21 protein-coding genes and 1 tRNA gene are annotated in these 24,711 nt (G+C 34.5%); 8 read left to right on the top strand and 14 right to left on the bottom strand.

Annotated elements, in window-relative coordinates:
- Positions 1–48: 48 nt before the first annotated feature.
- Complete coding sequence (dnaE, locus tag FQU21_RS13115; protein ID WP_147678460.1) at positions 49–4,437, top strand: DNA polymerase III subunit alpha; 4,389 nt, start codon at positions 49–51, stop codon at positions 4,435–4,437.
- A gap of 235 nt (positions 4,438–4,672) precedes the next feature.
- Here the strand turns inward: dnaE and FQU21_RS13110 are convergent, their stop codons facing one another.
- Together FQU21_RS13110 and FQU21_RS13105 are read right to left on the bottom strand one after the other, a co-directional pair.
- The gene (locus FQU21_RS13110; RefSeq protein WP_147678459.1) at positions 4,673–5,287 is read right to left on the bottom strand and encodes a deoxynucleoside kinase; all 615 of its coding nucleotides are present in this window, start codon (positions 5,285–5,287) and stop codon (positions 4,673–4,675) included.
- 1 nt (position 5,288) lies between these two features.
- Positions 5,289–6,068 (bottom strand): hypothetical protein, encoded by a 780-nt coding sequence (locus FQU21_RS13105; RefSeq protein WP_147678458.1) that lies wholly within the window; start codon positions 6,066–6,068, stop codon positions 5,289–5,291.
- A gap of 157 nt (positions 6,069–6,225) precedes the next feature.
- On the opposite strand from FQU21_RS13105, the gene FQU21_RS13100 reads away from it, so the two are divergent.
- The 4 genes from FQU21_RS13100 (at position 6,226) to era (ending at position 9,193) form a co-directional block, all read left to right on the top strand.
- Positions 6,226–7,107, top strand: a complete 882-nt coding sequence (locus FQU21_RS13100) for a GLPGLI family protein (RefSeq protein ID WP_246124835.1) — start codon at positions 6,226–6,228, stop codon at positions 7,105–7,107.
- A 107-nt stretch (positions 7,108–7,214) separates the two neighbouring features.
- Positions 7,215–7,296: transfer RNA gene (locus FQU21_RS13095), tRNA-Tyr, on the top strand.
- Positions 7,297–7,467: 171 nt separating this feature from the next.
- Entirely contained in the window at positions 7,468–8,193 is a 726-nt protein-coding gene (locus FQU21_RS13090; protein WP_147678457.1) for a BamJ family beta-barrel-assembly machinery protein, read from the top strand.
- Positions 8,194–8,311: 118 nt separating this feature from the next.
- Positions 8,312–9,193 (top strand): GTPase Era, encoded by an 882-nt coding sequence (gene era, locus FQU21_RS13085; protein ID WP_147678456.1) that lies wholly within the window; start codon positions 8,312–8,314, stop codon positions 9,191–9,193.
- Positions 9,194–9,333: 140 nt separating this feature from the next.
- Here the strand turns inward: era and FQU21_RS13080 are convergent, their stop codons facing one another.
- Entirely contained in the window at positions 9,334–9,861 is a 528-nt protein-coding gene (locus FQU21_RS13080; protein WP_147678455.1) for a GTP-binding protein, read from the bottom strand.
- A gap of 98 nt (positions 9,862–9,959) precedes the next feature.
- On the opposite strand from FQU21_RS13080, the gene der reads away from it, so the two are divergent.
- Entirely contained in the window at positions 9,960–11,264 is a 1,305-nt protein-coding gene (gene der / locus FQU21_RS13075; protein WP_147678454.1) for a ribosome biogenesis GTPase Der, read from the top strand.
- A 119-nt stretch (positions 11,265–11,383) separates the two neighbouring features.
- The gene (locus tag FQU21_RS13070; protein WP_394348407.1) at positions 11,384–13,462 is read left to right on the top strand and encodes a M3 family metallopeptidase; all 2,079 of its coding nucleotides are present in this window, start codon (positions 11,384–11,386) and stop codon (positions 13,460–13,462) included.
- A 73-nt stretch (positions 13,463–13,535) separates the two neighbouring features.
- Here the strand turns inward: FQU21_RS13070 and FQU21_RS13065 are convergent, their stop codons facing one another.
- The 5 genes from FQU21_RS13065 to FQU21_RS13045 all read right to left on the bottom strand — a co-directional run bounded on the left by FQU21_RS13065 (position 13,536) and on the right by FQU21_RS13045 (position 16,833).
- The gene (locus FQU21_RS13065) at positions 13,536–14,342 is read right to left on the bottom strand and encodes a TPM domain-containing protein (protein ID WP_246124836.1); all 807 of its coding nucleotides are present in this window, start codon (positions 14,340–14,342) and stop codon (positions 13,536–13,538) included.
- A 46-nt stretch (positions 14,343–14,388) separates the two neighbouring features.
- Complete coding sequence (locus FQU21_RS13060; protein ID WP_147678451.1) at positions 14,389–14,829, bottom strand: TPM domain-containing protein; 441 nt, start codon at positions 14,827–14,829, stop codon at positions 14,389–14,391.
- Positions 14,829–15,422: a LemA family protein gene (locus FQU21_RS13055; RefSeq protein WP_147678450.1), complete on the bottom strand. Its 594-nt coding sequence runs from the start codon at positions 15,420–15,422 to the stop codon at positions 14,829–14,831. Before FQU21_RS13055 ends, FQU21_RS13060 begins: the two co-directional genes overlap by 1 nt.
- 110 nt (positions 15,423–15,532) lie before the next feature.
- Positions 15,533–15,862, bottom strand: a complete 330-nt coding sequence (locus FQU21_RS13050; protein WP_147678449.1) for a MerR family transcriptional regulator — start codon at positions 15,860–15,862, stop codon at positions 15,533–15,535.
- Entirely contained in the window at positions 15,862–16,833 is a 972-nt protein-coding gene (locus FQU21_RS13045; protein ID WP_147678448.1) for a M23 family metallopeptidase, read from the bottom strand. Before FQU21_RS13045 ends, FQU21_RS13050 begins: the two co-directional genes overlap by 1 nt.
- 196 nt (positions 16,834–17,029) lie before the next feature.
- On the opposite strand from FQU21_RS13045, the gene alaS reads away from it, so the two are divergent.
- A complete protein-coding gene (alaS, locus tag FQU21_RS13040) occupies positions 17,030–19,645 on the top strand; it encodes an alanine--tRNA ligase (protein WP_147678523.1) in 2,616 nt (871 codons plus the stop codon).
- A 17-nt stretch (positions 19,646–19,662) separates the two neighbouring features.
- On the opposite strand, the gene FQU21_RS13035 is transcribed toward alaS, so the two are convergent.
- The 6 genes from FQU21_RS13035 to FQU21_RS13010 are packed head-to-tail and all read right to left on the bottom strand — an operon-like array spanning position 19,663 to position 24,706.
- A complete protein-coding gene (locus FQU21_RS13035; RefSeq protein ID WP_147678447.1) occupies positions 19,663–20,955 on the bottom strand; it encodes a cryptochrome/photolyase family protein in 1,293 nt (430 codons plus the stop codon).
- Complete coding sequence (locus FQU21_RS13030; RefSeq protein ID WP_147678446.1) at positions 20,945–21,430, bottom strand: SRPBCC family protein; 486 nt, start codon at positions 21,428–21,430, stop codon at positions 20,945–20,947. Before FQU21_RS13030 ends, FQU21_RS13035 begins: the two co-directional genes overlap by 11 nt.
- Before the next feature lie 12 nt (positions 21,431–21,442).
- Positions 21,443–22,120: an SDR family NAD(P)-dependent oxidoreductase gene (locus FQU21_RS13025; protein WP_147678445.1), complete on the bottom strand. Its 678-nt coding sequence runs from the start codon at positions 22,118–22,120 to the stop codon at positions 21,443–21,445.
- 7 nt (positions 22,121–22,127) lie between these two features.
- Entirely contained in the window at positions 22,128–22,739 is a 612-nt protein-coding gene (locus FQU21_RS13020; protein WP_147678444.1) for a flavin reductase family protein, read from the bottom strand.
- Positions 22,740–24,050, bottom strand: coding sequence for an ABC1 kinase family protein (locus FQU21_RS13015; RefSeq protein WP_147678443.1), 1,311 nt, complete (start codon positions 24,048–24,050; stop codon positions 22,740–22,742).
- On the bottom strand, positions 24,047–24,706 hold the full coding sequence (locus tag FQU21_RS13010; RefSeq protein ID WP_147678442.1) for a TetR family transcriptional regulator C-terminal domain-containing protein: 660 nt from the start codon (positions 24,704–24,706) through the stop codon (positions 24,047–24,049). Before FQU21_RS13010 ends, FQU21_RS13015 begins: the two co-directional genes overlap by 4 nt.
- Between the last annotated feature and the right edge of the window lie 5 nt (positions 24,707–24,711).

The following is a 24,711-nucleotide window of genomic DNA, read 5'->3' as shown; positions in this document are numbered from 1 at the left end:
GAGAATTTTAAAAGTTAATTAGCTTAACCTCAAAGACTAAAATACAGCATGTACTTAATTTTCGATACTGAAACTACTGGATTACCAAAGCGTTGGGATGCGCCCATAACCGATACGGACAATTGGCCAAGGTGTATTCAAATTGCATGGCAGTTGCACGATGAGATGGGGAACTGTATTGAGCATCAAGATTATTTGGTAAAACCTGAAGGATTTAATATTCCTTATGATGCCGAAAAAATTCACGGTATTTCTACCGAATTGGCAGAGGAACAAGGGATTCCATTAGCTGAAGTTTTAGAAAAATTTAATGCAGCCTTAGGGAAAACTAAATTTGTTGTCGGACAAAATGTAAAGTTCGATTTAAATATTATGGGCGCCGAGTTTGTGCGTGGTGCTGTTGAAAACCCTTTACAAGAACTTCCGGTTTTAGATACTTGTACCGAGCATACCGCCAGTTTATGCCAAATTCCTGGTGGACGCTATGGTAAGTTTAAACTGCCAACTTTATCAGAATTACACGAGCATTTATTTCAAGTAGGCTTCTCCGAAGCGCACAACGCGACTGCTGATGTTGAAGCTACTACACGTTGCTTTTTTGAGTTGGTGCGTTTGGGGGAATATACCAAAGAACAATTAGACGTTGCCCCAGAATATTTTAAGAATTTTAATGAGGCTAACCCAGGAACCATTGAGCTTATTGGGTTAAAACACATTAATTTAAAACGCGAAAGTGCAAAAATTCTTGAGCGTATCAGGAAAAGTGAAGATGTCGGTATATCTGCCGAAGATATCAAGCAAAATGTTTCCGACTTAGCCGATGTCGATTTTGCTCATTTGCATAATCATTCCCAGTTTTCGGTATTGCAATCTACTATGGGGGTTGCCGATATTGTTTCCGCTGCAGCGGAATATAATATGGGTGCCGTAGCTCTTACCGATCATGCTAATATGATGGGAGCTTTTCACTTTGTAAACGCTATAAATAAACATAATAGTGGTGTAAAAAATAAAATAAAAGAAGCCGAAGTTACTGGAGCAACAGTAACAGCAAAAGAAATGAAACCTATTATTGGTTGCGAGTTTTTTGTGTGTGAAAATCATTTAGATAAGTCTAGAAAAGATAATGGTTATCAAATTGTAATCATTGCAAAAAATAAAAATGGCTATCATAATTTAGCAAAATTATCATCGCATGCCTTTGTAAATGGGTTTTATTATATACCGAGAATTGATAAAAAATTAATTGAAAAATATAAAGAAGATTTAATTGTTTTAACCGGGAATTTATACGGGGAAGTACCGAGTAAAATTCTAAATATTGGTGAAAATCAAGCCGAGGAAGCTTTGCTTTGGTGGAAAGAACAATTTGGAGACGATTTGTATGTGGAACTTATGCGCCACAATCAAGAAGACGAAAATCGTGTAAATCCAACATTAATTTCGTTAGCACAAAAGCACGATGTTAAATTAATTGCAACCAACAACACCTATTATAGAAAGAAAGAAGATGCCAATGCGCACGATATTTTATTGTGTGTAAAAGATGGTGAAAAACAGGCAACTCCAATTGGTCGTGGACGAGGTTATCGTTATGGTATGCCAAATCAGGAATACTATTTTAAGTCTCCCGATGAAATGAAAGCGCTTTTTAAGGATATTCCCGAAGCTATTTCTAATGTACAGGAAGTGGTCGATAAAGTGGAAGCTTATCAATTGGCGCGTGATGTATTGTTACCAGCCTTTGATATTCCGGAAGAATTTAGACATGAAGAGGATTTAATCGATGGTGGAAAACGTGGTGAAAATGCATTTTTACGCCATTTAGTATATGAAGGCGCTAAAAAACGTTATGGCGAAGAACTATCGGAAGTGGTTGTTGAGCGTCTCGATTTTGAGTTAGGCGTAATTGAAAAAACAGGGTATCCGGGGTATTTTCTTATTGTTGAAGATTTTATTCGCGAAGCCCGAAAAATGGATGTGTCTGTTGGGCCTGGTCGTGGATCGGCAGCGGGTTCGGTTGCCGCATATTGTTTGTGGATTACCAATATAGACCCGCTTAAATACGATTTACTTTTTGAGCGTTTCCTAAATCCCGATCGTGTAAGTATGCCCGATATCGATATTGATTTTGATGATGAAGGTCGAAGTCGTGTTATGGATTACGTGATTGAAAAATATGGAGCCAATCAAGTAGCACAAATTATTACCTATGGTACCATGGCGGCAAAGTCGTCTATTCGTGATACGGCTCGTGTGCTCGATTTACCATTGTTCGATGCCGATAGAATAGCCAAGTTAATTCCAAATATGTCTAAACTCGGAAAGATTTTTGGACTTTCGGAAAAGGAATTAGCAGGTAAGTTTAGAGCAGAAGAATTAGAAAAGGTAAACGAGCTTTTAAACATTGCCGATGGAAGTGATTTACAAGCCGAAACATTAAATCTTGCTCGAACCTTAGAAGGTTCGGTAAGAAATACAGGAATTCATGCTTGTGGTGTTATTATTACACCCGATGATATTACCAAATTCGTTCCTGTTTCATTAGCAAAAGACTCCGATTTATACGTTACCCAGTTTGATAACTCGGTGGTGGAAGATGCGGGACTACTAAAAATGGATTTCTTAGGGTTAAAAACATTAACCCTTATTAAAGATACCGTTAAAATTGTAAAAGCAAGGCATGATATTTTACTGGATCCTGAAACTTTTCCGCTCGACGATGAAGAAACCTATGCTTTATTTCAACGCGGCGAAACAGTTGGGGTGTTTCAGTATGAATCGCCTGGTATGCAAAAGCACTTACGCGATTTAAAGCCTACTGTTTTTGAAGATTTAATTGCCATGAATGCCTTGTATCGTCCAGGGCCTATGGAATATATTCCAAGTTTCGTACGCAGAAAACACGGGGATGAAGAAATAGAGTACGATTTACCGGCCATGGAAGAATACCTTAAGGAAACTTATGGTATTACCGTTTACCAAGAGCAAGTAATGCTCCTGTCGCAAAGTTTGGCTGGTTTTACCAAAGGTGAAGCCGATGTTTTGCGTAAAGCCATGGGTAAAAAACAAATTGCGGTTCTCGATAAAATGAAACCTAAGTTTATTGACCAGGCTAGTGCCAACGGACACGATGCTAAAATTTTAGAGAAAGTTTGGAAGGATTGGGAGGCCTTTGCTAGTTATGCCTTTAATAAATCGCACTCTACTTGTTACGCATGGATTGCTTACCAAACGGCATATTTAAAAGCGCATTATCCTGCCGAATATATGGCAGCTGTTTTATCGAATAACATGAACGATATTAAACAGGTGACCTTCTTTATGGAAGAATGTAAACGTATGAAACTTGATGTTCTCGGGCCAGATATCAACGAATCGTTTTATAAGTTTTCAGTAAATAAAGATTATGCTGTTCGTTTTGGAATGGGAGCAATAAAAGGTGTGGGGCATGGTGCCGTAATGACCATTGTTGAAAATAGAGAAAAAGATGGGCCTTATAAATCTATTTTCGATTTTGCTAAACGTATAGATTTACGTGCAGCCAATAAAAAAGCCTTTGAAAATTTAGCCTTATCTGGTGGTTTTGATAGTTTGGCAGATACGCATCGTGCGCAATATTTTCATGATGATGGCGATGGCATTACCTTTTTAGAAAAAGCCATTAAATATGCACACAAGCATAAGGAAAATGAAAACTCGGCTCAAGTGAGTTTGTTTGGTGAAGCTAGTGATGTGCAAATTCCAGAACCCGAAGTGCCGCCTTGTGAAGAGTGGGGAACCATGGAAAAATTAAGCAAAGAGCGCGAAGTGGTTGGGGTTTATATTTCAGGACATCCGTTAGACGATTTTAAAACAGAAATGAAAACGTTTTGCAACGGAACCGTTGGTATGTTTGCTAATTTGGAACCTTATGTAAATCGGGAAATTGTCTTTGGTGGCGTAGTAACCGATGTGCAACACCGTGTGAGTAAACAGGGTAAAGGTTGGGCTATGTTTACCATTGAAGATTATACAGATAGTTTTGAGTTTCGAATGTTTGGAGAAGAATATTTAAAATTCAGACATTTTTTAATGATTAATAGTTTTGTGTTTGTTAAAACTTTTGTTCGCGAAGGTTGGACGAATAAAGATACAGGAAAGAAAAGTGATCCGCGTTTGCAGTTTAATAGTTTTCAATTACTGCACGATGTTATGGAAAACTATGCTAAAAAGCTTTCTATCCAATTAGACGTGAAAGATTTAACCGAACAGAAAATTATAGCTTTAAAAGAACTCATTAACGAGCATCCGGGAAGCCAAGCGCTTAATTTTTTAGTTTATGATATGAAGGAAAAAATAAAGCTTTCTATGATTAGCCGTAAACAAAAGGTAAAGGTTTGTCAAGAACTTTTAAATGAGTTAGAAACTCAAGATGTGAAGTATCGGTTGAATTAAGTTGGGTTCTATAGCAGAATAGGAGTTGAGTATTACAAATTAAAAAAGCGCATAGTAAAAATGTTTACATGCGCTTTTTTTATTTCGGTTTAACTGTTTCTGTGTTCTAAAGTGGTTTATAAAACACTTCGAGTTATCTAAGTGATTGTTTTTTAGTTTAAAACAAGAATATCACGCTGAGCTTTTTGAAGCAGAACAGATACTAAATTAATTTATTTAATGGTTTCGAGTATATTTAAAAAAGCCCATTTATTTCGGCATCAATGGTGTTTATTACAGATCCTAAATCTTCAGGGTTGTCTACAAAATCTAAGTGATCTACATCTATAATAAGCAGTTTTCCTTTGTTGTAACCGTGTATCCAAGCTTCGTAACGTTCGTTTAATCGGCTTAAATAATCAATACTTATGGAGTTTTCATATTCGCGACCACGTTTCTGAATTTGCGATACTAAGTTAGGCGTAGTACTCCGTAGATAAATTAAGATATCTGGACCTTGAACTAAAGATTCCATGAGTTCAAAAAGAGATTTGTAGTTTTCGAAATCACGATTTGTCATCAATCCCATAGCATGCAAATTGGGTGCGAAAATATGAGCATCTTCATAAATAGTTCGATCCTGAATAATAGCTTTTCCGCTTTGGCGAATTTGTAATACTTGACGAAATCTGCTATTTAAAAAATAAACTTGCAGATTAAAACTCCAACGTTCCATTTGGTTGTAAAAGTCGTCTAGGTACGGGTTGTCCACCACATCTTCTAGCTGTGCTTCCCAATTGTAATGTTTGGCTAACAGTTTGGTAAGCGTCGTTTTTCCGGCGCCTATATTTCCAGCAATGGCAATGTGCATGTTATTTTATTTTTAAATGGAACTCTTGTAACGTTTTCTGGTTGTAAATATACAAGGTTTCGTTCATTACAAAAAACCGATTTATTATAAAGTTTGATAGGTTTAAGGCAATAGGTTGTAAGTTGTTTTCATTCAGATAGAACAATCTGTTATCTTTTTTTAAAATTAAATTTTCATTTAGTATAGCGATAGAGTTGAAGTTGTTGTTTGGAATTTTTTCTAGTAAACTCCCAAAATAATTATAGATATAAAGGAATTTTTTGGTGAGTAGCCAACACCGATTGTAATTGCTTTTTAAATCTAAAACAGTACTTTGTATAGGTTGTGTTTCTGCACGAGTATGTTTCAATTTATAATCAAAAAGTTCCAGTTTTTGGTTGGTTTGATTAAAAATCCACACAGTATTATCATGGCCTGTAGATGTATAGGATACGTTTTTGTAGTTTTTTAAATTATTAAAATCTACTCTATAAATTTCAGATAAGCGGTTGTCTAAAATTATTAAAGTATTAAAATCTTGATAAAATAAATTAATTTTTAAAGGGTTAAAGGTGTTTACACCAGTTAAATTGCCTAGTTGTAAATTGTTGTAACTTAACGTAGTTTGGTTTTGCCTCTTATAAAAAACATTTTTAGTTATATAATAAGTTGCTCCAAAATTGTTTATTGCAACTAAATGATCAACATCTAGTTTTGTTTCTTTAATAAAAGACGTTTCAATAGGTTCTTGAGCGAAAATTGAAACTGTAAAGAAAAACAGTATAAAGGAGGCTTGTTTCATTATATATTTTGAAAATACAAAAATAGCGTTAGTTTTGGTTAGTTTAATAAGAGTATTTGTTTTAAGAATATTTTAACATTTTAATATTAAACTTAGAAGCATGGTTGGAGTCTAAAAATAATATTGAACTTAATTATAAATATAAAATATAAATAGAATGAAGTTTTTTACTTTTAAATCCATGGTAACTGCAATGTTACTTTTTATTTCTATAATATCATTTGGTCAAAAAGATTTTCAAGGTAAGGCTTATTATGAGTCGAAAACTACCGTGGATATGAGTAATTTTGGTGGAAGTAATATGCCAGAAGAGCGTAGAACTGAAATTGTAAATAGAATGAAAAGCTTATTAGAAAAATCATTTGTACTTACTTTTAATCAAACCGAATCTACTTATAAAGAAGTAAAAAGTGAAGAAGGTCAAGATGAAGACCGTAGAGGAAGACGATTTGCTCAAATGCTCAATTATACCGGTGGCGATATGTATAAAAACGTTAGAAAATTAGAGGTTTTACAAGAGCAAGAATTTTTTGGAAAACAGTTTTTAATAAAAGATAGCTTGCCAAAATTAGATTGGAAATTGGGTACCGAAACTAAAATTGTTGGTGACTATACTTGCTATAAAGCTACAGCAGAAACCACGACTACCGCATTCGATTTTAGTAATTTTGGAAAACGCCCAGACGAAAATGAGTCTAAAGTAGATCGAGAAACGAGAAGAAAAAGAGAACTAGAACCAAAGCCACGAGATATCGTAATAACGGCTTGGTTTACTTTAGAAATACCTGTAAACCAAGGACCAGGAAAATACTGGGGATTGCCTGGTTTAATTTTAGAGCTTAACTCGGAAAATACGACTATTTATTGCTCTAAAATTGTTTTAAACACATCTGAAAAAGATGAATTGAAAGTCCCTTCAGAAGGAAAAGAAATCTCACAAGCTAAGTTTAATGCCGTTGTAAAGAAAAAAATGGCCGAATTAGATGCAAGACGCCAACAAAGAGGTAACCGTGGCCCAGGTGGTGGTGGAAGACGCTAGTTTTCAGCTACAGTTTCCAAAAAGCTTTATTTTTTAAAATTATTTTAAAAAATAAAGCTTTTTGTTTTGTAGAATTAAGAAACAATAATATATTTGCCGTCGGTTTTGGGGAGATACTCAAGCGGCCAACGAGGGCAGACTGTAAATCTGCTGACTACGTCTTCGCAGGTTCGAATCCTGCTCTCCCCACTTTAACTTTTAAAGCCTGCATATTGCAGGCTTTTTTATTTAAAAAAAATCTTCATGTTCTGTTCTCTATATGGTGTTGTTTTTTGATTTTTTGTTAAATAGAACCTAAACCTATTTTATTCCTATCATAATTTTGTTACATTTGGCTGCAAATTAATTTAACACATAAAAATGAAAACAATTAAAGTTTTAAGCCTAGTTGCTGTTACAGCATTAATGGCATCTTGTAATAATACAGGAGTTACCAAAAAGCCTATAAAAACAGAATTAGACTCCGTAAGTTATGCTATTGGTTTGGATGTTGCTAGAAATGTAAAAGCAAGTTTTACAGAATTTGATAACGATTTATTTATCCAAGGGTTTAAGAACGCTATTGATTCTACAGATATTTTAATCGAACCAGCAGATGCTCAAAAAGTAGTGCAAGCTTATTTTATGAAAAAGCAACAAGCTGATATGGCCAAACAACAAGAAGCGGCGGCTAAAAAAGCTGAAGCAGAATTTGGTGAAAATAAAATTGCTGGTGAAAAATTTTTAGAAGAAAATAAATCTAAAGAAGGTGTTCATGTAACAGATAGTGGACTACAATATATTATTGAAAAAGAAGGAACAGGTGAAAAGCCAACAACAGCGTCTCAGGTAAAAGTTCATTACCATGGTACATTAACCGATGGAACTGTTTTTGATAGTTCTGTAGATCGTGGAACTCCTGCTACTTTTGGAGTAACTCAAGTTATTCCAGGTTGGACAGAAGGTTTACAGTTAATGTCTGTAGGTTCTAAATATAAATTCTTTATTCCTCAGGAATTAGGTTATGGAGCTACTCCAAGAGGTGGAAAAATTAAACCTTTCGATGTTTTAGTATTCGATGTTGAATTATTAGACATCGTTAAGTAATTAAATTTTACTACGTAATAGTTTATAAAAGACTGTCTGTAAAAGGCAGTCTTTTTTTGTTATAATAAAATCAAAAAAAATAAAGGTTGTAACTTTGCAACTTAATAAATTGAATACTATGAGCCATAAAGCAGGTTTTGTAAATATTATCGGGAATCCAAATGTTGGAAAATCGACACTAATGAATGCCTTTATAGGTGAAAAATTATCCATTATTACCTCTAAGGCGCAAACCACACGCCATAGAATTTTAGGTATTGTAAATGGCGACGATTTTCAAGTGGTTTTAAGTGATACTCCAGGTATTATTAAACCGGCTTATGAGTTGCAAGAATCTATGATGGGGTTTGTGAAATCGGCCTTCGAAGATGCTGATGTATTGATTTATATGGTTGAAATTGGAGAGCAGGCCTTAAAGGATGAAGCCTTTTTTAATAAAATAAAATCGTCTAAAATTCCAGTATTATTACTATTAAATAAAATAGATATATCCGATCAGGCTCAATTGGAAGCACAAGTACAACTTTGGGCAGAAAAAGTGCCAAGTGCCGAAATTATTCCTATTTCAGCATTGCAAGGGTTTCAGGTAAAAGAAGTTTTTCATAGAATTATCGAATTATTGCCAGAATCTCCGGCTTTTTATCCAAAAGATCAATTAACCGATAAACCAGAACGTTTTTTTATCAATGAAACCATTCGCGAAAAAATACTTCTTCATTATAAAAAAGAAATTCCTTATGCCGTAGAAATTGAAACGGAAGAATTTTTCGAGGAAGAAAACATTATTAGAATGCGTTCTGTAATTATGGTCGAGCGCGAAACTCAAAAAGGCATTATTATAGGGCATAAAGGTTCGGCTTTAAAACGTGTAGGGGTAGAGGCTCGAAAAGATTTAGAGAAATTTTTTGGCAAGCAAATTCATTTAGAACTTTATGTAAAAGTGAATAAAAACTGGCGTAGCAACCAAAAGCAATTAAAACGTTTTGGTTACAATCAATAAAAACTAACGTTATCTTTTTAGTTAGGTAACCTTTAGTTAAAGCTTGAACCGCATCTTTGTACCATTCAAAATTGGTAATTTGGATATAGTTTGAGTTAGTTTAGTTTAAAAGCTTTAATTGGTAGCAATTAGAGCTTTTATTATGTCTTAATTTTTAAAATATTAGTGTTTGGTTCATTTAATATTTCTAGCATAAAATCTTGGAGTGTTTGCATTTCTGCTTTGCTAGAAGCTCTTCCTATACGACCTCCAAAATATAATGCCACCCAAATAATAACCATTAAAAGCATTAGGCTTATTTGAAAAATGTAATCTGTTTTTAAAGTCCAATTGCTATAAGCCCAAACTCCAAAAGCTATAAACAGGCTAGCAATTATAAAATGAAAAAACATAAATAAAGTCCACATGGTTGGGCTTGGGCCAATTAAGCCTTGTAAAACACATCTGTTAGCGTCGATCTTATTAATTTCTAAATGTAACTGAGGCGACCAAAAATGTTCAATGTATTTTGGCTGTTTTATAAAAACGTGATCGTCTAATCTATTGACTATAATATCGGTTTGAGTGGTTTTACTTTTTTCAAAATCTTCTAAAACACTAGTGTTACTCCTAGGGATTTCAATTTTAAATCGTGGTCTAAGTACAATGTCATTTATAGATGTATTCATAATAAATTCATTAGCGGGAGTAAAATACTCATTTCTATTGAACTAAACACTATCTTTGCAGCCGCTTGCAGGATATGTAATGCATAAAAACAAAAAATATGAGTAATATAGTAGCAATAGTAGGAAGACCAAATGTTGGTAAATCAACTTTTTTTAATCGTTTAATACAACGTCGTGAGGCTATTGTAGATGCCGTTAGTGGGGTAACAAGAGACCGTCATTACGGGAAAAGTGATTGGAATGGCAAAGAATTCTCGTTAATTGATACCGGTGGATACGTTTTAGGAAGTGATGATGTGTTTGAAGCAGAAATCGATAAACAAGTTGAATTAGCAATAGAAGAAGCCGATGCCATTATTTTTATGGTAGATGTTGAAGCTGGTGTAACAGGAATGGATGAAGATGTTGCAAATTTACTTAGAAAAGTAAGCAAGCCTGTTTTTCTAGTTGTAAATAAGGTAGATAACGGAAAACGTGCGGAAGATGCTGTAGAGTTTTATGCTTTAGGTTTAGGTGAATATTATACTATTGCGAGTATTAATGGTAGCGGAACAGGAGATTTGTTGGATGCTTTAGTTGAAGCTTTACCTGAAAAAGAGGAGGTTGTAGAAGAAGCGTTACCACGTTTTGCGGTAGTTGGCCGTCCAAACGCAGGGAAGTCATCTTTTATAAATGCTTTAATTGGCGAGGAGCGCTATATTGTTACAGATATTGCAGGCACGACCCGTGATTCTATTGATACCAAATATAACCGTTTTGGATTTGAATTTAATTTAGTTGATACTGCCGGAATTAGACGCAAATCTAAGGTAAAAGAAGATTTAGAATTTTACTCGGTAATGCGTTCTGTTCGTGCTATAGAACACTCGGATGTGTGCTTGGTGGTTTTAGATGCAACTCGTGGTTTTGACGGACAAGTACAAAATATTTTTTGGTTAGCAGAACGAAATAGAAAAGGGATTGTTGTTCTTGTCAATAAATGGGATTTAGTAGAGAAGGATCATAAGTCTATGAAAGAGTACGAGCGTGCTCTAAAAAAACAAATGGAGCCCTTTACAGATGTGCCTATTGTTTTTATATCAGCATTAACCAAACAACGTATTTTTAAAGCGATTGAAACCGCTGTTGAGGTTTATAAAAACCGATCTAAAAAAATAAAAACAAGTAAACTTAACGAGGTGTTTTTACCAATTATAGAAAACTATCCACCACCGGCGTATAAAGCTAAATTTGTTAAGATTAAGTATATTATGCAGTTGCCTACGCCGCAACCGCAATTTGCGTTTTTCTGTAATTTACCACAATATGTAAAAGAACCTTACAAACGTTTTCTGGAAAACAAACTACGTGAGCAGTTCGATTTTAAAGGCGTGCCTATTAGTGTGTACATGCGTAAAAAGTAAACTAGAAATTCTTATTTCAATGGTGTTTTTAGATTAAGTTATGTATTTTTATATGTTCATAACTTAATCTAATTACAATGAAAAATTGCCTTACAAAAAAACGTGCTATTTATTTAATAATGGTTAATGTCGTCTTGTTTTCATGTACTTCAAATACCAAAGAAAAAATGAATAAAATAGACAACCCTCTAGTGCAAAAAAGCACATTACAATATCAAACGCCCCCTTTTGATAAAATAAAAGATGACGATTTTGTTCCTGCCTTTAAAGAAGGTTTAAAACAGCACAATATTGAAATTGATGCTATTACAAACAATACCGATGCCCCAACATTTGAAAACACTGTATTAGCCTTAGAACTAAGTGGTGAGGTTTTAGGCAGAGCAAAAAGTGTATTTTATAATCTTACCGGATCTAATACAAATCCAAAGCTTCAAGCAATAGAAAAGGAATATGCACCAATATTTTCTGCGCATTCCGATAAAATATATCTTAATTCTAAAATTTACAATCGTATCAAATCTTTAGATATTTCTACTTTAAAAGGAGAAGATGTCAAGTTGGTCGATTATTATTTAAAGAAATTTGAAATGGCTGGAGCTAGTTTGTCTAGCGATGATAAAGCCAAGATGATGGATATTAACAAAAAACTTTCTGTGTTAAGCACCGAGTTTAGTAGCAGATTATTAAAAGCACGTAAAGATGGCGCGTTATTAGTAGATACTGAAGCTGAATTAGATGGTTTAAGTGCCGATGATATTAACAGAGCAAAAGCAAAAGCAAAAGAAGCAGGGCACGATGGTAAATTTTTGTTAGGCTTATCTAACACCACCCAACAACCTTTGTTGGCCGTTTTGAAAAATAGAGAAACTAGAAAGCAATTATTTAAAGCGTCTTGGTTAAGATCTGAAAAAAATAATGACGCCGATACAAGAAAAATTATTAAAGAGATTGCTCTTTTGCGTATGCAAAAAGCGCAATTAATGGGTAAAAAAAACTATGCAGAATGGAATTTGCAAAATCAAATGGCTAAAACCCCAGAGCGTGCTTTAGATTTATTAGCAGAACTCGGGAAGGCATCGGTTGGAAAAGCAAATAAAGAAGCTGCCAATATTCAACGTATAATTGATGCTCAAAATGGCGGATTTAAATTAGAGCCATGGGATTGGAATTTTTATGCCGAGCAAGTTAAAAAAGCCAAATACGATTTGGATCAAAAAGAACTAGAACCTTATTTTGAGTTAAATTCAGTTTTAGAGAATGGTGTATTTTATGCTGCAGAGCAGATGTACGGTATTACGTTTAAAAAACGCACAGATTTACCTGTTTATCATCCAGATGTTATTACTTATGAAGTTTTTGATAAAGATGGATCTAGCATGGCACTTTACTATTTAGATTTTTACACTAGAGACGAAAAAAGAGGCGGTGCTTGGATGAATAATTTTGTAGATCAATCGCATTATTTAAAGCAAAAACCAGTAATAGTTAACGTATTTAATTACATAAAACCAACAGCAGGACATCCATCGTTAATTAGTTTTGATAATGTGACCACCATGTTTCATGAGTTTGGGCATACCTTGCATGGTTTGTTTGCAAATCAGCAATATGTATCTTTATCGGGAACCAATGTGCCTAGGGATTATGTTGAATTTCCTTCACAGATAAATGAGCACGCTGCTTTAGAGCCTGCGATTTTAAAAAACTATGCCATACATTACAAAACTAAAGAAGCAATTCCGCAAGCTTTAATTGATAAAATTATGAAAGCAAGCACTTTTAATAGCGGTTATGATGTTACAGAATTATTAGCGGCATCCGTAATCGATATGATGTGGCATACAGTTGAGAATGAAGCTGATTTTAAACCAGTATTAGAGTTTGAAAATGAAGCACTTTCTAAAAACGGTTTATTGGTAAATGAAGTGCCGCCTAGATACCATACGCCCTATTTCGCCCATGTTTGGGGAGGAGGATATGCAGCTGGATATTACGCTTACACCTGGAGTAAAACATTAGATTATAATACTTACGATTGGATTAAAGCCCATGGAGGAATGAATCGTGAAAATGGAGAACGTTTTAGAAAATATATATTGTCTGTCGGTAATAGTGTCGACTTAAATAAAGCCTTTACCGATTTTGTTGGACATGATATGGAAGTCGAAGCGTATATCAATAACGCGGGATTTTAATACATAACCGAATTGTTTTATAAGAAATGAAAAAGGAGGAATTATTAATTCCTCCTTTTTTTATAAGATATTTTTACCAGCCTCCAGAAGCGCCGCCGCCACCAAAGCCGCCGCCGCCGAAACCTCCACCGAAGCCGCCGCCTCCGCTAAAGCCGCCGCCCGAGCTTCCCCCAAACCCAGAGCCTCCGCTATAATTTCCTCGACCTAAATTACTTAAAATAATGGCTTCGAGTAAACCAGATCCTGATGACCTATGTCCACCATTATTTCCGCCACCGCCACGCTTATTTTTAGATATTGAAAGCATAATGATGATGAAAATAAAAATGAGGATGACTATAAACCCCGGAGGAAATCCATCTTGGTTAGAGGTTTGTCTTGTGCCTTTATATTCGCCTTTTAAAACTTCAAAAATAACATCGGCACCACGGTTTAATCCACCGTAATAATCGTTTTGTTTAAAATAAGGAATTATGTCTTGATTAATAATTCTATTAGCTAGTGCATCGGTTAGTAAATGTTCTACACCATAACCAGTATTAATAGCTATACGCCTATCGTCTCGAGCTAATAAAATAAGAACACCGTTATCTTTATTTTCTTGACCAATACCCCAAGCTTGTCCCCATTTAGCACCTAAAAAGTTGATGTTTTCTCCTTCGGTAGATGCAATAATAGCCACAACAATTTGGGTGGAAGTCGTATCGGAATATTTTACAAGTTTAGCTTCTAAACTCTTTTTTTGAGACGCACTTAAAAGGTTATAGTAGTCGTAAACACTGGTTTGAAAATCTGGAGTTTTAGGAATTTCAAATTGTGCAAATGAAAAACTAAAAGATAATAAAGCAACAATTAAAGGTATGAAAAAGGTGCTTTTCATCTTAAATGTTACCTTATTATTGAATGTTGAGTATGTCATATTTGTGTTACTCACCTTTTGAAATTTCGTTAGATAATTCATCAATATCATCCTGTTTCCAAGGGAAAAATGTTGCTAATTGTTCACCTGCTTTTAGGATACCTTCAATAATACCTTGTTTAAATTTACCTAATTTAAATTGCGTTTGCATAGCATCTTTAGTGCTATCCCAAAAATTTTCGGGAACCACTTTATTAATGCCTTCATCTCCATAAATAACAAAAGCTTTGTCATTTATAGCTACATAAATGAGCACACCGTTTTGAAGCTTGGTATTGTCCATTTTTAAATAATGAAACACCTCTAAAGCACGATGTGTGGCATCGCCATTAGCCGAGTTTTCAATATGAACTCGTATTTCGCCAGATGTGTTTAATTCGGATAAACGAATCGCTTCAACAATCTCTTGCTCTTCTTCGCTTGTTAAAAAGTCTTCAACTTTAGACATTAAAATTCAACTTTTGGAGCGTTTTCACTTCCTGCATCCGATTTGTATAGCGACATTCCTTCAAACCCACCAAAACTTGCTATAAAATTGGTTGGTATTTGTTTAATGAAGATGTTGTATTTTCCTGCTAAATCGTTAAAGCGGTTACGTTCTACGTTAATGCGGTTTTCTGTACCTTCAAGTTGAGATTGTAGTTCTAAAAAATTCTGATTTGCTTTTAAGTCGGGATATTTTTCAACCGTAACCAAAAGACGAGATAATGCGCTACTTAAACCTTGTTGTGCTTTTTGAAACGCGGCCATTTTTTCTGCTGTTAATGGGCCATCTCCTATATTTATTTCTGGTTTTGTTGCGGCAGCACGTGCATTAATAACGCCTTCTAGGGTTTCTTTTTCGTGGGCAGCATAACCTTTTACTGTAGATACTAAGTTAGGTATTAAATCTGCACGACGTTGGTACGAGCTTTCAACATTGGCCCATTGCGCTTGAGCTACACCTTCTTTTTCTATTATAGTGTTGTGTATTCCAATTCCCCATTTTATAAGTCCGAATACAACAACGCCGATTATGATTAGTGGTAAAAATTTTTTCATGATAAAATATTTATGTTTTAATGTTTAATAATATAAGACTCATCATTTGCCAAAAAGTTACTTGTTTTTTAAAAAATTAATGCTCTAAATTTATAATAAGTTTAATTGTCTTATAAATGTGTTTTTATATTTAGAAGTTGGGCTTTTATGTTTTCTAAAGTATCGATAATTTCAAAGTTGTTAAGTGCGGCTTTATCTTTTTCTTTTAGATGTGTTTTTGCACCGTCTAAAGTATAACCACGTTCTTTTACCAAATGATAAATGAGCTTTAGGTTTTTAATATCTTCGGGCGTAAATTTTCGATTACCTTTGGCGTTTTTTTTGGGTTTAAGCACATGGAATTCTTTTTCCCAAAAACGGATTAAAGAGGCGTTTACTCCAAAGGCTTTGGCAACTTCTCCAATAGCATAATATCGTTTTTCTGGTAAATCTATATGCATTAATCTAAAGATTGATTTTCTAGTGAAGCGTGTTCTAACAGCTCACTATATTCTTCAGCAGTTAAACTGCCGTAATAGAAATTCATGGGGTTAATACGTTGGCCGTCTTTAAAAATTTCATAATGTAAATGTGGAGCTTGAGACCGGCCAGTGCTACCTACAAAGCCAATTAAATCACCGCGTTTTACTTTTTGGTTTTTTCTTACATTATATTTATATAAATGAGCATAAAGGCTAATGTAACCAAAACCGTGATCTATTCTAATGTGGTTTCCGTACCCTGTAGAACGTGAATCGGCACGAACCACAACACCATCGCCGGTAGCGTAAATTGGTGTGCCTCGAGGTGCAGTAAAATCCATACCCCAGTGCATTTTTCTTACTTTAGTAAAAGGGTCTGAACGCATGCCAAAACCCGATGCCATACGTGTTAAGTCTTTATTGTTAACAGGTTGAATAGCGGGAATGGCAGCTAGTAAGCTTTCTTTTTCTTTAGCAAGTACCGTAATTTCGTCGAGCGATTTAGATTGTACAACTATTTGCTTTTGTATAATATCTAAACGTTTATTACTTTCAATAATTAATTTAGAATTATCAAAACCTTCCAAACTTTTATAGCGGTTAATTCCTCCAAAACCAGCTCTTCTTTGGCCTTCCGGAATAGGGTTGGCTTCAAAATAAACCCGATAGATATTATTATCTCTATCGGCAACATTAGCCAAAACGTTTTCAGCTTCCTCCATTTTTTTATTTAGCAATTCATACTGCAATTGCATGTTGTGTAATTCTCTGGCTAGAGTGCGTTCTTTTGGCGATGCGATATATTGACTTCCTATAAAAACAAATAGAAAACCAAAAAGCGCAGAAGCCAAAATAAACATAAAAGCGTACTTAAATGCTGTACTTTTTTTGCGCTCTATCTTTCTGTATGAAAGTGATTCGGAATCGTAATAATATTTTACCTTACTCATTACTAATTTTATACTATTTTTGCGTTGTACAATTTTTAGTTTTTACACTTAAATATTGAAAGCAAAACGAACAAAACTAATCATTTATTATTAAAAGAAAGGTAAATGATTAGTCTTGTAAATTCAAAATTTGATAGTAAAGATAAAAATTGTTTTGCAATTAATTGATAATAACAGAAAAGAGAATAATTTATATATGAAGTCTCAAGAGATTCGCGCTAAGTTTTTAAGTTTTTTTGAAGAAAAAAAGCACAGTATCGTGCCATCGGCGCCCATGGTTTTAAAAGATGATCCAACCCTAATGTTTGTAAATGCTGGGATGGCGCCTTTTAAAGAGTATTTTTTAGGAAATGCCCAACCAAAAAATAATAGAATTGCCGATACACAAAAATGTTTGCGTGTTTCTGGAAAACATAATGATTTAGAGGAAGTTGGTTACGATACTTATCATCATACCTTGTTTGAAATGCTTGGGAATTGGAGTTTTGGTGATTATTTTAAAAAGGAAGCCATTGCTTGGGCTTGGGAACTTTTAACCGAAGTTTATGGTGTCGATAAAGATATTTTATATGTTACTGTTTTTGAGGGTAGCGATGATGCCGATAATTTAGGCATGGATACCGAAGCTTACGATTTCTGGAAACAGTACATCTCGGAAGACCGCATTTTAAAAGGTAATAAGAAAGATAATTTCTGGGAAATGGGCGATCAAGGACCCTGTGGGCCATGTAGTGAAATACACGTGGATATTCGTTCTGCTGAAGAAAAAGCCAAAGTTTCAGGGAAAGATTTAGTAAACATGGATCATCCGCAAGTGGTTGAAATTTGGAACCTAGTTTTCATGCAATACAACCGAAAAGCTAACGGAAGCCTTGAAGCTTTACCAGACAAACATATTGATACCGGTATGGGATTCGAGCGTCTTTGTATGGTTTTACAAGGCGTGCAGTCTAATTATGATACCGATGTTTTTACACCGATAATTCGAGAAATTGAAACCATAACCAATAAAACTTACAACAAAGAGAAAGAGGTCGATGTTGCTATTCGTGTGATTTCCGATCACGTTCGTGCCGTGGCGTTTTCAATAGCCGATGGGCAGTTGCCAAGTAATACCGGAGCGGGTTACGTAATTCGAAGAATTTTACGTCGTGCGGTGCGTTACGGCTTTACATTTTTAGATAAAAAAGAACCTTTTATTTATAGATTGGTTGAGGTTTTAAGCGATAAAATGGGAGAAGCTTTCCCAGAATTAAAAGCGCAAAAACAACTGATTGAAAATGTTATAAAAGAAGAAGAACAGTCGTTTTTAAGAACTTTAGATCAAGGTTTAGTATTATTAAATGGAATTGTTGAAACCACAAAAGGAGATACAGTTACAGGAGGAAAAGTTTTCGAATTGTATGATACTTATGGATTTCCAATAGATTTAACCGCCCTTATTCTTTCTGAAAAAGGATTAAAATTAGATGAAAAAGGCTTTAATGAAGAATTGCAAAAACAAAAAAATCGTTCGCGTGCAGCCAGTGAAATGTCTACCGATGATTGGGTTGTTTTAAGAGACGATACCGAGGAGGAGTTTGTAGGTTATGATACGCTTGAAGCAAATGTAAAACTAACTAGATACAGAAAAGTAGTGTCTAAAAAAGACGGCGAAATGTATCAGTTGGTGTTTAATATTACACCGTTTTATGCAGAAGGTGGCGGCCAGGTTGGCGATAAAGGCTATTTGGAAGATGCCCGCGGAGATGTTATTTATATTTTAAATACTAAAAAAGAAAGCAACTTGATTATTCATTTTGCTAAAAATTTACCAAAACATATTCACGATAGTTTTAAGGCCGTTGTTGATGCTAAACAACGACATAGAACCGAAAGTAATCATACGGCAACACACTTATTGCATCAAGCTTTAAGAGAGGTTTTAGGAACGCATGTGGAACAAAAAGGATCGGCTGTAAATTCTAAATATTTACGTTTCGATTTTTCTCATTTTTCAAAATTAACAGCAGAAGAATTACAAGATGTTGAAAATTTTGTAAATGCTAGAATTGGTGGAAAATTACCTTTAATTGAAAAAAGAAATGTGCCCAAAGAAGAAGCGATTGCCGATGGTGCTATGAGTTTGTTTGGTGAAAAGTACGGCGATACCGTTCGTGCTATTCGTTTTGGACAATCGATAGAACTTTGTGGAGGAACACATGTTAAAAATACAGGAGATATTTGGCATTTTAAAATTGTTTCTGAAGGTGCGGTTGCTGCCGGAATAAGAAGAATAGAAGCCATTACAAATGATGCTGTAAAAGATTTTTATTTTCAAAATAACCGTGCTTATTTTGAAATGAAAGATTTGCTTAATAATGTAAAAGAACCTGTAAAAGCACTTCAGAATTTACAAGATGAAAATGCGAGTCTTAAAAAACAAATTGAAGGTTTATTAAAAGATAAAGCTAAGAATATAAAAGGGGAGCTTAAAGCGGAATTAACAGAAATTAATGGCGTTCGTTTTTTAGCTAAAAAATTAGATTTAGATGCTGCTGGATTAAAAGATGTGGCTTTCGATTTAGGAAGTCAGTTTGATGATTTATTTTTATTATTCGCCACCGAGCAAGGAGGGAAAGCCTTATTATCTTGCTATATTTCTAAAGAATTAGTAGCGAGTAAAGGGTTAAATGCAGGTTTAGTAGTTCGCGAACTTGGTAAACATATCCAAGGCGGTGGTGGCGGACAACCGTTTTTTGCAACTGCCGGAGGTAAAAATCCAGATGGCATTGCTAAAGCATTAGAAGCCGCAAAAGCTTATATTGAGTAAATAGAAAAAGCGTTAAACTAAAATGAGTTTAGCGCTTTTTTATAAGTAGAAATAGCACGTTCGCGTGCAAATTTATGTTCAACGATGGGTTGAGGATATGATAGTTCGTCATAATCTTTAACCCATTGTCGTATATATTCGGCATTTTTATCGAATTTCTTTAATTGCTCGGCAGGATTAAAAACTCTAAAATAGGGGGCCGCATCACAGCCTGTTCCAGCAGCCCATTGCCAGTTTCCGTTGTTTGCCGATAAGTCGTAGTCTAAAAGTTTTTCGGCAAAATAAGCTTCACCCCAACGCCAATCTATCAGTAAATGTTTGCATAAAAAGCCAGCGGTAATCATGCGTACCCGATTGTGCATATAACCTGTTTTGTTTAATTCGCGCATTCCGGCATCTACCATGGGATAGCCTGTTTTTCCTTCGCACCACGCTTTAAATTCACGTTCATTATTCCGCCAAGGAATGGCATCATATTTTTGTTTAAAATTATGGGTCACCACTTTTGGGAAATGAAAAAGGATTTGCATAAAAAATTCGCGCCAAATCAATTCGCTTAAAAATACTGCATTGGTTTGTAATGCAAGTTTTATCATTTTCCGAGTACTTACCAGTCCGAATCTTAAATACGGAGAAAGGTATGAGGTTTTGTCTTGCGCAGGAAAATTTCTAACGTCCTCGTAATTGTTTAAAGCGGATAGATTGTATGGTTTTACACGGATGTTACTGGTTGTAAACCCCATGTTCTCTAATGAAGGAAACGGGTGTTTTTGTTTGTAAAAATGGGCTGTGTCAATGTGGTAATTAAAAAGGTCAACCTGTTCATCAAATTTTTTAAGCCACTTGTTTTTAAACGGCGTGTATATGGTATAAGGCGTGTTATCGTTTTTTAAAATATCGTGTTCTTCAAAAATAACTTGATCTTTAAAGGACTTGACTTCAATACCGTAAGATTGCAGTAATTCTGAAACTTCAAGATCGCGCTTAATAGCATAAGGTTCGTAATCTTTATTGAAAAAGACTTGTTCAATATAATATTCCGAAAGTAAATGGTTCCAAACCTGTAATGGTTTTCCTTTTTTAATGAGCAGGCCAGATTCAAATTCAGAAAGGGTTTTATTTATTGACGCTAAGGTTTGATGTATAAACGTCACTCTAGCATCGTTTTTTGGTAATGACTCTAAAATATCATCATCAAAAATAAAAATAGGCAATACATTTTCGCTAGACTTTAATGCGAAATGTAAGGCTGCGTTATCATCCAATCTCAAATCTCTTCGGAACCAAAATATGGTTATTTTATTTTTCATTAAAATAGCTTTCTAAAGTTTGAAATCGGTATTCGAAAATCGTTTTAAGTTGTTGTTTTATAAATAGTATTTGAGCGATATTACCTAAAAAACCAAACGGTAATTTATATGAAATTTTATCTTTCATGAGTGTATTTCCGTTGGGTTGCTCATAAAACCAATGTTCGTGATGCCACATTTTATAAGGGCCAAAACGCTGTTCATCTATAAAAAACGATTCATGTTCTACCTGAGTAATTTCTGTAACCCAATTGGATTTAATGCCTGGAAATATGCCAACTTTATAAGTTATTATTTGTCCGGCATAGGCTTTTTTATCTATTTGTGAGGTGATTTTGAATCCCATTTCCGAAGGTGTAATTTTTTCTAAATTATTTGGGGAGCTAAAAAATGCCCAAGCTTCGTGTAATGGAATATTAATTTCTTGCGCGGTTTCTAGTGTATAGATTCCGGAATGTTTTTTTATTTGAACCATAAATAATGTAACTTAAAGTTTTAAACTTGTTATCCCAGCATCTATCGGGAACGTTTGTCCGGAAATAGATTTAGCATCGCTAGATAACAGATATTGGGTTAGTGCGGCAACTTCTTTGGGGTCTAAAATAGATTTTAAAGGATGGCGTTCGCTCATGGTTTCACGCTGTTTGTCATTGCGCAAAAGCCTGGAGGCTAATGGTGTATCTGTTATGGTTGGAGCAATAATATTGAAACGGATTTTTGTAGTATATTCTGCGGCTAAGGATTTTGTTAAGCCTTCTAAAGCGGCTTTGCTAGTTGCTATACTGGCGTGAAAAGGCATGCCCATTTGTGTGGCCACACTGCTGAATAAAACTACAGAACCTTGCCCTTGTATTAGTGCTTTTTCGTAATGTTTGATGGTTTTTATAGCGCCCAAAACATTGATGTTGAAATCGTTTTGAAAGTCGTCGAGATCCAGCCTAGATAGCGCTTTTAGGTTTATGCTTCCCGGGCAATATACTAGGGCGTCGATAGCGTCTATTATGGGTAAATCATCTTCTAAAATATTAACCGTATGGTGGGTGATATTGTTAGTTGTTTCAATAGTTGTACGACTTATGTTTATAATGCTATAGGTGTCTTTTAAAAGGGTTATTATGGCTTGTCCAATACCTTTACTTCCTCCAATAATGACTAGTTTTTTCATGAATAATTTATTTAGGTCTTTGGTAGGTTAATCGCTTATTTTTTGTGGGTATGGCATAGGTGTCTAATCCGTTTACAACAGCGGTTTTTGCTTTCATTAAATCAATAAAACCATCCGGTTCTATTATGGCGTCATTAATGTGTAAATCTGTTATTTCTCCTAATATTAAAATGGTGCCATTGGCTTTAATATCTATGCTTTGAAGATGTTTTAATCCAATTTGTACAGCCGATTGTTTTACAAAAGGAGCATAAAAATCGTTTTTAAATTCTTCTTTTAATTCAGTTTTATCAAATTCAGAAATACCCTCGGGATATTTAGCCGATGTATGATGGGCATCTTCAATTATAGCTTCATTTATATGATTTATAGTATAATATTTAGTGTCTAAAATATTATCGTAAGTATTTCTCTTTACTGTTGTTGGCCGTAAAACAAAGCCTAAAATGGGCGGATTGGAACCATAGTGAACCACAGAACTAAATACGGCTACATTGGTTTCGCCTGTTTTAGATTTAGTACCGATTAAATTCGCCGATTTATAACCCGAAATACTATTAATCATATTTATTTTATAAAAATGCTCCAAGGCATCGATGTTATTTCGGGTAAAATACATTTATAAGGATTTGTAATTATTGATAATAATGTGGTTTGGTTTTAAATCGTGCATCAGGTTATATAGGCCAAAAAAGGTTCTGTTTATATATATGAAATGTTTTGATCCGCGATTCCCATTCATCTTTTTTAGTTCGGTACTTTGAGCGTATTTAGTGCTTAATTCAGCTATTTTGTTAAAGAATGTTGGATTTTCGAAATCGAAAACCTCCTGTTGTAATGGTGTTGTAAACAGCGAAAGCATTTCGTGAAATAATGCTTTAAAAAAGACAGTTTCTTCGGGTGTGTCTGTAGGTTTTAAAATCTCTAATTCGTATAATTTCTTTTCGAAAAAAGCGGGGTTTTCAATGTTTTCTTTTTCAGCCAATTCAAAGTACGGGATGTAAAAATTAAGAGGCACTTCTTTCATACAACCAAAATCTATGGCGATTAATTGATTTTCTGGTGATACTAAAAAGTTTCCAGGATGCGGATCGGCATGCACTTTTTTTAATTGATGCATTTGAAACATATAGAAATCCCATAAAGCTTGACCAAGTTGGTTTGAAACCACTGGATCATTATTCTTTTTTGTAAATTCCGAAATATGAGTACCATGCATCCAATCCATGGTTAAAATTTTTCCAGATGAAAACGCTTCGTAATATTTAGGGAATTTTAAATTGGGGATATGTTTACAGGCTTCGGCAATTTCAATACTTTGTTTAAGTTCTAACGTGTAATCGGTTTCCTCAATGAGTTTGTTTTCTATTTCTTTAAAATAGTCATCGGTACCTTCGCCTTTTATATTAAACATACGCATGGCAATAGGTTTAACTAAAGCTAAATCTGAAGAAATACTATCGGCAACTCCTGGGTATTGAATTTTAACAGCAAGTTCCTTATTATCTTTTGTGGCCTTATGCACTTGCCCAATACTGGCGGCATTTACAGATTCGGCTGTAAAGGTGTCAAAAACCTGTGTGGGTATTTTTCCAAAGTATTTTTTGAATGTTTTTGCTACTAATGGCGCTGATAGTGGTGGTACCGAAAATTGCGACAATGAGAATTTTTCAACATAGGCGTTTGGCAGTATGTTTTTTTCCATACTAAGCATTTGTGCTACTTTTAGAGCAGAGCCTTTCAGGTTTTTTAATCCATCGTAAATATCTGTAGCGTTAGATTCGTTTAAATTATCTTTAGCTTCAGCTTCGGTTTTTACCATTTTTTCACCATAATATTTGGCGTAATTAACCCCCACTTTAAGGCCGGTGCTTACTAATTTAGAGGCACGTTGTATTTTGGATGTGGGTATTTTATCTATTGTTTTCATGTTGACATCGTTTTTTCTTTCCATAAAAACTTAGCAAAGTCTAAAACACTTTCTAATGGTTTTATGTTTTTTAAATCGAAACTGGCTTGGACTGATTTTTCAATAAAAATATCGGTCTTCTCAAAATTAGGCGATGTGTCTTCAATCCAAAATTGCATAGTGAATAGGAGTTGTGCCCAGGCGGTTTCGTTCACGCCTTTTTTCGATATTGAGTTTAATGTTTTGTTCTTTAAATCTATAGTTTGTTCATAAATTTCGGCTTCTATATACTTTAAAAAGGTGACGCGGAGTTTAGATAATAGTTTTAAAGCGTCTAATTTATTTTTATTTTGAGCTAATTTTAAATATACAAAAGATCGATTGGCGTTAAGCATTTCGAAAAAGGTATAATAAAAACTGAGTAATTTATTTATAGGTGTGTAGGTTGCATAGTCTTCATTTTCCATGAGCATGGCTATGGTGTTTTCACAAAAGAGTGAGAATATTTGTTTTTCTAAAACCTCGAAACTGCCAAAATATTTATAGAATTCGCTTTCTTCAAAGTTATTGGCATGAGCGAATGCATAAACAGTTTTTGGGATTTCGTTTTCTAGTAATAGTGTCGACATATACAGGTCGATTATTTTTTCTGCGGTCATATTTTTTTTTCGTGCCATGTTTT

Source organism: Algibacter pacificus, from assembly GCF_008033385.1.
Lineage (GTDB): Bacteria > Bacteroidota > Bacteroidia > Flavobacteriales > Flavobacteriaceae > Algibacter > Algibacter pacificus.
The sequence above is the reverse complement of the archived record's forward strand: the minus strand, read 5'-3'. Positions and strand labels throughout refer to the sequence as shown.